At 44.0% G+C, this 10,307-nt stretch carries 13 protein-coding genes; 2 read left to right on the top strand and 11 right to left on the bottom strand.

Annotation, left to right across the window (positions count from 1 at the left end; genetic code table 11):
* Nucleotides 1-29 precede the first annotated feature (29 nt).
* The 3 genes from QUA80_RS32340 to QUA80_RS32330 are packed head-to-tail and all read right to left on the bottom strand — an operon-like array spanning nt 30 to nt 3,172.
* A complete protein-coding gene (locus tag QUA80_RS32340) occupies nt 30-683 on the bottom strand; it encodes an Eco29kI family restriction endonuclease (protein ID WP_333429007.1) in 654 nt (217 codons plus the stop codon).
* A gap of 38 nt (nt 684-721) precedes the next feature.
* Nucleotides 722-1,915, bottom strand: coding sequence for a DNA cytosine methyltransferase (locus QUA80_RS32335; RefSeq protein WP_333429006.1), 1,194 nt, complete (start codon nt 1,913-1,915; stop codon nt 722-724).
* Between the two features lie 33 nt (nt 1,916-1,948).
* Nucleotides 1,949-3,172: a histidinol-phosphate transaminase gene (locus QUA80_RS32330; RefSeq protein ID WP_333429005.1), complete on the bottom strand. Its 1,224-nt coding sequence runs from the start codon at nt 3,170-3,172 to the stop codon at nt 1,949-1,951.
* A 183-nt stretch (nt 3,173-3,355) separates the two neighbouring features.
* On the opposite strand from QUA80_RS32330, the gene QUA80_RS32325 reads away from it, so the two are divergent.
* A complete protein-coding gene (locus QUA80_RS32325; RefSeq protein ID WP_333429004.1) occupies nt 3,356-3,640 on the top strand; it encodes a WGxxGxxG family protein in 285 nt (94 codons plus the stop codon).
* A gap of 196 nt (nt 3,641-3,836) precedes the next feature.
* On the opposite strand, the gene QUA80_RS32320 is transcribed toward QUA80_RS32325, so the two are convergent.
* The 7 genes from QUA80_RS32320 to QUA80_RS32290 all read right to left on the bottom strand — a co-directional run bounded on the left by QUA80_RS32320 (nt 3,837) and on the right by QUA80_RS32290 (nt 9,722).
* Complete coding sequence (locus QUA80_RS32320) at nt 3,837-4,544, bottom strand: ROK family protein (RefSeq protein WP_333429003.1); 708 nt, start codon at nt 4,542-4,544, stop codon at nt 3,837-3,839.
* Nucleotides 4,545-4,576: 32 nt separating this feature from the next.
* Nucleotides 4,577-4,726, bottom strand: a complete 150-nt coding sequence (locus tag QUA80_RS32315; protein ID WP_333429002.1) for a hypothetical protein — start codon at nt 4,724-4,726, stop codon at nt 4,577-4,579.
* A gap of 89 nt (nt 4,727-4,815) precedes the next feature.
* Complete coding sequence (gene ltrA, locus QUA80_RS32310; protein ID WP_333429001.1) at nt 4,816-6,546, bottom strand: group II intron reverse transcriptase/maturase; 1,731 nt, start codon at nt 6,544-6,546, stop codon at nt 4,816-4,818.
* Nucleotides 6,547-7,132: 586 nt separating this feature from the next.
* Nucleotides 7,133-7,723 (bottom strand): YqiA/YcfP family alpha/beta fold hydrolase, encoded by a 591-nt coding sequence (locus QUA80_RS32305; protein ID WP_333429000.1) that lies wholly within the window; start codon nt 7,721-7,723, stop codon nt 7,133-7,135.
* Nucleotides 7,724-8,192: 469 nt separating this feature from the next.
* Nucleotides 8,193-8,678 (bottom strand): Spy/CpxP family protein refolding chaperone, encoded by a 486-nt coding sequence (locus QUA80_RS32300; protein ID WP_333428999.1) that lies wholly within the window; start codon nt 8,676-8,678, stop codon nt 8,193-8,195.
* Nucleotides 8,679-8,697: 19 nt separating this feature from the next.
* Nucleotides 8,698-9,135 carry a hypothetical protein gene (locus tag QUA80_RS32295; RefSeq protein WP_333428998.1) on the bottom strand — a complete coding sequence of 146 codons (438 nt, stop codon included), beginning with the start codon at nt 9,133-9,135 and terminating at the stop codon, nt 8,698-8,700.
* Nucleotides 9,132-9,722 carry a sigma-70 family RNA polymerase sigma factor gene (locus QUA80_RS32290; RefSeq protein WP_333428997.1) on the bottom strand — a complete coding sequence of 197 codons (591 nt, stop codon included), beginning with the start codon at nt 9,720-9,722 and terminating at the stop codon, nt 9,132-9,134. Before QUA80_RS32290 ends, QUA80_RS32295 begins: the two co-directional genes overlap by 4 nt.
* Between QUA80_RS32290 and QUA80_RS32285 the strand changes: the two genes are divergently transcribed.
* Nucleotides 9,703-9,885 (top strand): hypothetical protein, encoded by a 183-nt coding sequence (locus QUA80_RS32285; protein ID WP_333429008.1) that lies wholly within the window; start codon nt 9,703-9,705, stop codon nt 9,883-9,885. The genes QUA80_RS32290 and QUA80_RS32285 overlap by 20 nt on opposite strands.
* Before the next feature lie 120 nt (nt 9,886-10,005).
* Here QUA80_RS32285 and QUA80_RS32280 read toward each other — a convergent pair whose 3' ends face one another.
* Complete coding sequence (locus QUA80_RS32280; RefSeq protein ID WP_333428996.1) at nt 10,006-10,245, bottom strand: opioid growth factor receptor-related protein; 240 nt, start codon at nt 10,243-10,245, stop codon at nt 10,006-10,008.
* Nucleotides 10,246-10,307 lie beyond the last annotated feature (62 nt).

Below are 10,307 nucleotides of genomic sequence, written 5' to 3'. Positions count from 1 at the left end.
AGGACGCCCAGACATTTTAATATTCTCCTTTACTTTTCAGGTAACTCTAGCATAACTTTAGAAAAATGGTATAACTCTTCTATCATCCGCTGACAATGCTGTGTTATACTAACCGACAAAGCATCAATATCGATCGGAGTATTCCCTAGAGGAAGCTTGGTGGCAAAAGTGCGACCGAGGTGCAATCTATCCCATACAGAACGTTTTTGTCCAGCTCGCCCACTTCCGGGGTCATGTATCCCGAATCCCGATATTTCTTTATTCCACACAGGACTGAAGTGACGGATCAAAACGGCTTCTCCCCAGGAAACTAAATCGATTTCCATCGGCGCGACTTTAAACGCGAAATCCTCAATTTTTAGATTGTCTACAGCTTCGATCGACTTTCTATGCTCTGACAAGCGTCCGTAAAGAGTGTTGCCAATAGTTGTACGCCCCGTCCGACGACCGCCCGGAGCTGCTTTACCTACATAGATTGGCAGACAGCACTTATTCAAGTTTGCCTGTTTAATGAGGTTATACATTGAGAAGTCGCCCTGGTAGTACAGCAAATATGCTCCGCAATATTCGCTCAAATCGTTCCTGAAGCGATCGAGTTCCTGAAGGTTGTAACAATTTTGCCTGCCACAGAAAGCGATTAAGTTTTCTTGTAAATCTGGCGGGACTCTAAATACTTCGAGCATAGAGTAAATTCTCAAATCTAAAATCTCAAATTCATTGACTACACTCTCGCTGTTCTAACTGTCTCCAGCCGCGATCTAATGCTAGAGGCAATAACTTCTGCCAAAGCGACTGGTACAGCATTCCCCAACTGCTTCATAGTTTCTGTCCAACTGTGAGGAAAGAAGTATTCGTCAGGGAAAGTTTGCAGTCTAGCAGCTTCGCGAAGCGTAAAGTAACGCACCTGCCCCGTGGGATCAACTAACATATTTTCTCCTCCAGGGACCCCGTGAACTCCTGCTTTTAAAGTTTTAGCTGGTTCATCTAACAAGCTGCCCGTATGGCCTGGATACTTTCTGGCTCCTGATATAAAAATGTGATTTAGTATGCTGTTTTGCCTTTCTTTATTGCCTTCTTGTGGTAAGTCCGAAATGGCATCCCGCACAGTGCGCCAAGGCTGTTTTTGAGGTGGAAACAAGTTGAACTGAAGATTGAATATGCGCGAGGAAAGCTTGCTAGGTATGTCTGGACGATCGCTTTTAGAGATTCGATGGCGCTCCCAATAATTGCCAGTCACCCATTGAGCCCAATGCAAGGCTTCCTGAGAACAAGTCGGTTCAGGAAAAGACCACTCTAATCCTAAATCCGATCGAAAACCTACAATAAAAACCCTTTCGCGCTTTTGGGGAATGCCGTAGTCTGCCGCGTTGAGTAAGCGAAATACTACACGGTATGATAGTCCGTCACCGCGACTGGCGGTATGATGCTGTTCTAACCGGGACAGGTGATGGGGCCAATCCTCATCCAGTCTTTGTACAACTTCTGGATAAGTGAGTTGTAGGACAATATACTCAAAATATTTAGTGAAGGAGGAACGCAATAAACCTTTAACATTTTCGATAACAAATGCCTTGGGTTTGAGTTCTCGCACGGCCCGAAAAAAGTGCGGAAACATATTTCGATCGTCCTCACTCCCGCAGTGTTTTCCTCCTACAGAAAAAGGCTGACAGGGCGGCCCTCCACTTAGAAGGTCTACCCCCTCTTTGATTTCTAGCGATGTAAAATCGAATTTAGCTATATCTGTCTCAAAAACAGACCAGTTGGCGATCGCTTTTACACCCCGACGCTGATTTTCGCGAATTGTCTCGCAGGCGTTTTTATCCCGCTCGATAACTGCTTTATGACAAAAGCCGGCTTTTGAGACGCCTATTGCTAAGCCTCCTGCTCCGCTGAATAGTTCTACAGAGTTCATCATTAGCATTATATTGAGCAACGGTGGATGTTAATTTTAATCGAAAATCGCTGCGATTCGATCGACTGTTCGCTGATTTTCCTCCGGGCTACCCACCGTAATTCGCAAACCTCCCCCGGTGTGGCGAATTAAAGTACCTCGATCTTTTAGCTGCTGCATGATTTGTTTGTGTTCTTGTTCGGCAGATTCCCCCTCGCCAGCTTTCACCCGCAGGTAAACGAAGTTAGCCGCACTCGACCAAACTTGTAATTTTTGATGCTGAGTTAGCGCTGCAATTAATTTTGCCCTTTCTGATAGAGTTTCGGGAATGGTTGCTAGCAATAACTGCCGCTGCGCTAGGGCTAACTCGGCTGCGGTTTGCGAGAAACTGGGAAGGTTGTAGGGGAGGCGGATTTTTTCTAAGGCGGCTGCGAGTTCGGGATGGGCGATCGCATATCCGACTCTCATTGAGGCTAGTCGAAATGCTTTGGAAAATGTCCGCAAAATTATCCAATTCGGATGCTGGTGCAATTGGTCGGCTAAAGTATTTTGGCTGAATTCAAAATAAGCTTCGTCAATTACTACTAATATCTGTTCCGGCAAACTTGACAACCATTCTATTTCATCCTTTGTTAAAGCATTGGCTGTGGGAGAATTGGGATGAACGACAAAGACGGCGCGCACGGGGGGATTTTGATTTTTGTCGTTAGCGCAGCCCGCCCCTACGGGGGCTACGCTAACGGAGAGGATCGCCCTTTTAGCCGCCTCGATATCGATTTCAAAATTCTCCTCTTTCCGCCGAACACTCGCAACGGGAATACCGAGGGTTTGGGCGATTATTCCATACATCGAAAAGGTGGGATTCGCTACCAAAATAGAGCCTTGCCCGCCTAAACAAGTAGCTATTAAGATGGATCGAATTAGTTCGTCGGAACCGTTGCCCACAGAAATATTGTCGCCTGTAATGGCTGTTTTTGGCAGTGTAACCCCCCCTAGCCCCCCCTCAACAAGGGGGGGGACATTTAGGGATTCATTGACGTATTGGGCGATCGCCTCTTTGAGTGCCGCGTGGCCTCCGTCGGGATAGCGATTTGTCTCAATTAACTGCTGGTAAGTCCAAGCTAGCTTTTTTTTTAATTCCTCGGGCAAGTCGTAGGGGCATTCGTTGGTATCGAGGCGATCGATCGCACTTTCCGAGTGCGCTGGTTCTCCTGACGCGCCGCCCGGATGGGGAGTGTATGCGGTAAGTTCGGCTAAATCTTTTCGGATAAAGGAAAGCATGGTCTAATTTATGACTTTTTATTTTAGATAATTTGGTTACAAGCATCTGAGTTTAGCATAGAGCTTGTTCTATCTCGAAAGCAAGAGGAGAGGGGAGATTTAGTTTCTGTCGATCGATTGATACGTCGGCTGCGGCAAATTGATTACTTTGATAAAGTAACTGCTGATATTTGGAGACGGAGTATGAAAGTCAAGCCTTCCGATATATCTAAAAATACCGCCGCTACCCTGATAGCTTTGAGTTTGGCTGTTCTCCCTTCAGCTATGCCTGCCTCAGCTCAAACTAACTCAGATCCGGCCCAGAACAATACTGATTCTAATGGAGTTGTTCTAGACAGAACTCCCTTTCAAGAAAGCAAAAACGACAACAATCATTGGGGTGCTTTGGGTTTGTTGGGCATCCTCGGTTTGGCGAATCTGTTTCGCAAGGATGAACCCAAACGCTACCGCGATCCGATGGGAGAATAATTTTTAAAATGGCGATCCTCTTCGTTGGCGTAGCCCCCGTAGGGGCGGGCTCCGCTAACGCACAAGCCAAAAACCAAATCAACCGTCGTGGATTCAGAAACCGGGTTTTTTACCGAAAGATTGGATTATTGCCTTTAATCCGAGCAAAAAAACCGGTTTCTTTGATATTGACGGCCATTTTTGCCACAAAGTTTATTCAATCGCGCCACAAAGCAATGCCGCCCAACAAACCGCTCACATTGGGTACTATTTTAACCTGCGGCGGTAACTCAACAGCAATTTTTTTAGTATTACCGCCGCCGATGTAAATGCGATCGCAGTTAAAGAGATTTTGTAGAGAGGCGAGTGCTTTTTCCAGGCGGCGATTCCATCTTTTGGAACCAACTGTATCTAATGCCAAGCGACCTAATTGCTGTTCGTATGTTTCCCCTTTGCGAAACGGGTGATGCCCGAGTTCCAAATTAGGTATCAAGATACCATCAACAAATAAGGCAGAACCTAAACCTGTGCCAAGGGTAATTACTAATTCTACACCCGTTCCGGCAATTGCTCCCAATCCTTGAATATCAGCATCGTTAGCTACTCGCACAGGTTTTCCCAAGCGATCTTTGAGAGTAGTTTGTAGGTCAAAATCTATCCAAGACGGATCTAAATTCACTGCGGTTTTGATGAAGCCGCCACAGACGACGCCGGGAAAACCGACAGATACTCGGTCAAATTCCCCTTGTTCGCTGGCTAAAGAGGCGATCGCCTCTAGTACGGGTTCCGGTTTCGGCGGTTGAGGCGTTTCTAAACGGCTACGTTCTGTTTGGGGTTGGCCTTCATCGTCCAAAACCATAACTTTGATGCCGCTTCCGCCAATATCAACGGCTAAGGTGCGAGTCGATCGATCTTGTTCAGTCATTTGATTGTTGAGACTTGCAAGTTGGTCAAATTTTAATGTTTGAATTGGCAAAACTTTTGAATCGCTTCCCAAATTTCCGCTAGGACATTTCCCAAAGCATGATCGTCTTCTAATTCGATTAATTGCACCCAGGGACGGTTAGCGGCAAAATTTCTGCTAGCTGGTAGAGTCGATAGGGGCATTTCTATCCCTACCTCTCTTTCAGAACGGAACGTGAAACTTTCGCTTCATTCCGCTCCTTGATATCTTCATCCTTTTTTAAGGATACAACTCAAAACGGATTGCTATAATAGTTCCTGTCGGGGGAAGCGTCATTTTCCGTTTTTGTGTCGTGACAGTGTTTGTGCAGAAGTTGGAAGTTTTTATATTCATCCTTACCGCCTAATGACCGAGGTTGGATATGGTCAACTTCTACAGTGTCTGTAGGTGTAAAATACAGACCACAGTGGGTACATTTACCTTTTTGTGTCTTAAGCAGTGTTGCCACTCTTGTTGGTGTTCCAGGGTATTCTCCACGTCTTTTGCTCCAATAAATCCAGTCACCGTCATAAGGTGTTGAATTGCCCTTTACCTTGACGTGCCTTTTAATAGGCGTTGTTGAGTGTTGGGTCAGATCTAAACCTTCTTCTGTGCTGAAACACCAATTTCTGTCGCCTACTGTTCGCCAGTATTTGTCTTTGTTGATGTTACCTTTTCCCCGTCTTCTCGCCCAAGCTCGCAGTTTATCATAAGTAAGTTGATCCGCCTTGTTAAAGGTTTCCTTACTTATTACTGTTGAGTAATAGTTTGACCATCCCCTAATTATTGGATTCAGGCGACTAATTAAAGCACCTTGTGGGGCGGTGTTATGACTGTCTATTACTTCAGCTATTCTGGAGAGGTGAGCTTTGATTTTTGTATTTGAAGGGGTGATTAACGTATTAAACCCTAGTGGAATTCCATTTGGACTTCTGGCACTTCGGTAGTTACCTACCTTGTGTTGTTGTATGTGGAACCCTAAAAACTCAAACCCAACATTTCCATTATATTCATTGAGAGTGTGGGTTAGTTTTGTTTTACTTGGTTTTAATTCTAAGCCCATGTTACCTAACCATTCCGCAATTATCTTCTGACAGGCTGTTACTACTTCAATGTCTTTGTGCATAATCACAAAGTCATCGGCGTATCGGATTAAGCTTAATGATGCTCGTTTACCTTTTTTATTGATACCCAAGTATCCTTTTGTTAGCGTTTCCGCATATTGTTTAACCCGTTCTTCCATTCCGTGAAGGGCTATATTAGCCAATAGCGGGGAAATAACCCCTCCTTGTGGCGTACCTTCATCGGTCGGAAAAATTTCACCTTGGTCTAATACCCCGCTTTTAAGCCACGACTTAATTTGTTTTCTGAGTCGGGGATAGGTATTGATTTTGTCAAGTAATGCTTTGTGATTAATGCGGTCAAAGCATTTGGCAATATCGGCGTCCAGCACGTATTTGGCTTTATATCTGATACTGTCAAAGATAGCTCCTATTGCATCGTGACACGACCTACCTGGTCTAAAACCAAATGAGTTAGGCTCAAATTTTGCTTCCCATTCTGGTTCAAGAGCTGCTTTCACAACTGCTTGTAAGGCGCGGTCGTACATAGTTGGTATGCCTAATTGTCTTGACTCATTGGTTCCTGGTTTTGGTATCATTACCCGACGTGTCGGTTGTGATTTTCCATTTGCTTTGAGTTGACTTACTAGCTTGATTCGTTGCTGTGGTGGTAGTAATTTAATACCATCCACACCTGCTGTACGTTTGCCAGTATTGTCTTGCGTGACCAGTCGTACCGCTAATACCTTATTAGACCATGAATTAATCAAGGTCTTCTGAAGCTTCCGAACTGCTTTAACATCGCCACGCTCACTTGCTCGATAGATACGTTTTTGCAACTTGAATGTCAATCTTTCGGCTTTTCGCCAATTGATTTGATTCCATTCCACCGTCGGGTTTTCCCGCGTTTTAGACTTATTCATTGCTACTAAAGTTCCTATCCTTGAAGTTACCATGCGTCTGTCTGCATATCTCTGTCATTACAACAGAGCGTTCGCTTTTGACACAATCCCTTTCTCATATATTATTCGTTAGCTACTTACTGGGTAATAGATTTATTTCCAGAAATATATGAGAGTTACTTCGTTCCAAATACACATTGTTAAAGTTTTTAGTGTGATGCTATCCACCGGGGTTATGGGAGGTGCTTATAGGTCGAGACTCAAATCGCCTATTCCCTATCCTTGCCTTTTGGCTTGGTCTTTAATCAGTTTTTACCGTGTTTTTCAACGGGTTTACACTTGATTCAGCCGTTAGACCATCTAATATAACGATGGTTCAGACACATCTTTGCTTTCGCTACACATGAACTCTTGCTCGACAGTTACCAGTTTCGGCTACCAGTAGTCTGTCTTTTTATTCCCGCTTTACCCTATTAGTTGCTACCTAAAAAGATAGGGAATATGCTTTTACTGCTGCACTTGCAGACTGGAACTTGGAATGACCCACATCCAGATGTGTATTTAGTTGTTATGACTATAATGTCATACTAGCCGTCTCTAAGTGTTGTCACTCATTTGGACTAAACGAATCGCACTGAATCGGTATTATTGTATCATGCTTGCCGTGAAGAATTAACGTAGGGACTGACCGCATTAATTTTTCTTCAGGGTATTGAGCCATATCTGCCACAAACTGATAATTTAGCTGCTGATAATGCTGTTCGCCGTAGTGGTATACGGGCAAATATTTCTCAGACTGCCACTTTTCTAACTGTTGCTGTCCCAACAGTGGCAGCCAGTGCGAGATAAATTCAAAAGCCGGTGCTAACAAAACTATTTGCTTTACTGACAATTGTCGCTGGGCCAACCAAGCCGCTGTCAGCCCCCCAAAACTAGACCCAATTATGGTGACTTCCCCTAGATTTTTTACATTTTCTGTGGGAGATTGGAAGGATTCGGTTGGCAAAAATTCTGTTTCTATTTGGTTTAATTGGCGGGTGAGAGTGAGACCCGAAAAATCGTTTTGATTGAGAGCGGGAGTTTTTAGGTCAATTCCTAGGTAAGAAAAGCGATCTCGGAAATATTTAGCCTTAGCTGAATCGGGACTTGAAGCAAATCCGTGTAAATAAATGTAACTTGAGTCGTTCGGTAGATTCATCCAGAAAAGATTATGAGACTTTCCAACTCATTATTTTAACTTATTAATATAAATTTTAAATAAATAAAAAACGTCACAGGCTAATTAGCTCAACTTAGAACCTGAATTTTAAGAGAAATAAAGCACTTGCAAGCATTTAAAATTGCTGTTTTTTTAGACTTATTGCCCAAGAAAGAAAGCACTCACACGCATTTAAAATTGCTGTTTTTTTAGACTTATTTGCTGAATAGATACAGCAATCGCATAGATTAGAGAAAATCTGGGTTTCTATCTGGGGGCGTTTGTCGATCGCGACTTACAGACTAGAGCAAAAAACCCGGTTTCTCGCTGTCGCGATCGAGCGTATACGACCAAATTACGTGCAGATACCGGGTTTTTGCTTCCAGGACTGTTGATGTCTACCTGCTGACAATGAAAATCGCAGAGTGCGTGTTGCACACCCTGCGATTCACTCAAAACTACTCTTCAATTACTGCGGTTTTTGACCGTTTTGCATCCTGTTTCTAGCAGTTTGTCGGCGCTGCTGCATCAGTTGAGCTAATTGGGTGCGCTGTTCGGGCGTGAGCACTTCTCGCATTGCGAGTGTACTTTCAAATTGCACCTCTTCCAACTGCTGCCTCAGGCCTATTATTTGACGGTGTTTTTCCCGTATTTCGCTGGCATTTGCCGTGCCGGACATCATCGTTTCCAATTCTTGTCTGGCTTGGCGGACTGCCTGCATCCGCTGAGAAACTTGGTCTTTGTACCGATCGCGAACTGCCTGCATTTTTTGCTTTTGGTCCGCAGTTAAATTCAGTTTCTCAAACATCCCACCTTCCTTACCAGCGGGTCGATTGGGACGCTGATTTTGGGCAATTGTTTCCGGTTCTAGGGGATTGGGAACTGCTATTGCTGCGGCTGTGCTGCCGAGAGTCAGCATTAAAACGGCTAGGGCAGAAATGCGACGAATTGACATGGAAATTACCTCTTTGAGATTAGTTATTTGTTAGCGGTTCGCTGTCAGAACTCTGGCTGAAAGTCAACCAGTCTGTTTGCGAGCGATCGGTCATATTTTTTTCGCTAGAATCATGCAGTACACCTTCCCAGTTAGTGACTAAAAATGCTTCTAACTTAGCTGTTTCATTATCTGGCAATTGTGCAGTCTCAAACGCACGGTAGCCCGACCAAAAAACTAGCAAGCCAGCGGCGATCGCAGAAGGAAAAACCCACTTGCGAAAACCGATCGTTCGCGCTCTTTTGCTAGACAGGGTAAATTGCGACTCTCCTAGATAATTTAGCTTTTTTGCACCCGCCTCATTCCTATCTATTGCTGCTAAAAGTTTTTGCTCAAAATCGGGCGCAGCCTCTGGAAGGTTTGGGCGATGTTGCTTCAGGAAATTAACTAACTTTTGGTCGCTGCTTGGGTTATTCATAGCTCGCTGACACCTTCTTTTTGCAAAAATTGCCGCACAGCATTTCTGGCATAAAACACGCGAGATTTGACAGTCCCTGCTGGTAGTCCCAAAATTTGGGCTACTTCTTTTTGCGGGATATCTTCTAAGTCGTGCAGCACCAATACACTGCGGTGTTCAAAACTCAATTGATCCAGTCCCCGCTGCACTAAATCTTGATAGTGCAACTGCATCAATTCGGATGTGTTATCTTTGAGAATAACCTCATCCATTACTTCTTGATTTTTGAGCTGGGAGTCAAAAGAATGCTGTTTAGCAAATGCTTGTCTTTGGTCGGAAGCCACATTCCAAGTGATTCGATAAAGCCAAGTAGAAAAATTTTCTTGGTGCTTGAGTTTAGGCAATCCTTTCCAGACTCGCAGGAATACTTCTTGTGCTAGATCGTCAAGAAGTGACGGGCCGCAGAGTTGGTAAAGGGTCGATCTGACTTTGTGTTGGTAGCGTTTGTAAAGGTAGCGAAAGCAAGTGCGATCGCCCTTTAAACATTGAGCAACTAAGTCCGAGTCGGAACAGTCATCGGTTAAAACATTGGCTGACACACCTAACACCTGTGAAGTCTCCCCCACCAGTTCGTTATCTGAAGTGTTTAGACAGGACGATCGCGAAAAAGGTTCAAATAATTTAAAATATTATTTTGAGCATGAATCCGCTTGGGTGGAAAACTGCACCAATGTCAGCTACAGCCAAGATGCGCGTTCCACAAAAATTTAATTTTCTTGTGGGCCGTTGCTCCGACGCCGCCCGTAACAGGCTTTCGAGCCTGTTCCACAAAAATTTAATTTTCTTGCGTATCCTATGGTTTGCTATAGCGATAATTCTAAAATATCAGTTCTAACTATTTACAGCTTTTTTCCAATAAGTATAAGTTTCTAAACCAATACTTGCATTGTCTTCGTTATAGATCTCATCTAAACATTTGAAAAGAGCTAAAGCGTAATTTTTCAATCCCAACTCTGTCAAACTTGTGAGAATCCTTGTCAGCCGCAGGTAGTTGTGATTAAATTTTTCAATCCACTCTCTTTTTCTTGACAAATATTCCTCGGATTTGGCAATTACCTGGACTTTGGACAAAGAGGGAAAGTGGTTCGCGATTTAATGACGCGAAGTAAAGTAGTGAGTTAAATACTATCGGG

The organism is Microcoleus sp. F4-D5 (assembly GCF_036704885.1).
Lineage (GTDB): Bacteria > Cyanobacteriota > Cyanobacteriia > Cyanobacteriales > Microcoleaceae > Microcoleus.
Note: the sequence above shows the minus strand (reverse complement) of the source record. Positions and strands in the feature narration are given on the sequence as shown.

What these genes read in the sequence shown, in the direction of transcription:
- QUA80_RS32340 (WP_333429007.1), bottom strand. Translation starts at nt 683, where the DNA reads ATGCTCGAAGTATTTAGAGTCCCGCCAGATTTACAAGAAAACTTAATC.
- QUA80_RS32335 (WP_333429006.1), bottom strand. Translation starts at nt 1,915, where the DNA reads ATGATGAACTCTGTAGAACTATTCAGCGGAGCAGGAGGCTTAGCAATA.
- QUA80_RS32330 (WP_333429005.1), bottom strand. Translation starts at nt 3,172, where the DNA reads ATGCTTTCCTTTATCCGAAAAGATTTAGCCGAACTTACCGCATACACT.
- QUA80_RS32325 (WP_333429004.1), top strand. Translation starts at nt 3,356, where the DNA reads ATGAAAGTCAAGCCTTCCGATATATCTAAAAATACCGCCGCTACCCTG.
- QUA80_RS32320 (WP_333429003.1), bottom strand. Translation starts at nt 4,544, where the DNA reads ATGACTGAACAAGATCGATCGACTCGCACCTTAGCCGTTGATATTGGC.
- QUA80_RS32315 (WP_333429002.1), bottom strand. Translation starts at nt 4,726, where the DNA reads ATGCCCCTATCGACTCTACCAGCTAGCAGAAATTTTGCCGCTAACCGT.
- ltrA (WP_333429001.1), bottom strand. Translation starts at nt 6,546, where the DNA reads ATGAATAAGTCTAAAACGCGGGAAAACCCGACGGTGGAATGGAATCAA.
- QUA80_RS32305 (WP_333429000.1), bottom strand. Translation starts at nt 7,723, where the DNA reads ATGAATCTACCGAACGACTCAAGTTACATTTATTTACACGGATTTGCT.
- QUA80_RS32300 (WP_333428999.1), bottom strand. Translation starts at nt 8,678, where the DNA reads ATGTCAATTCGTCGCATTTCTGCCCTAGCCGTTTTAATGCTGACTCTC.
- QUA80_RS32295 (WP_333428998.1), bottom strand. Translation starts at nt 9,135, where the DNA reads ATGAATAACCCAAGCAGCGACCAAAAGTTAGTTAATTTCCTGAAGCAA.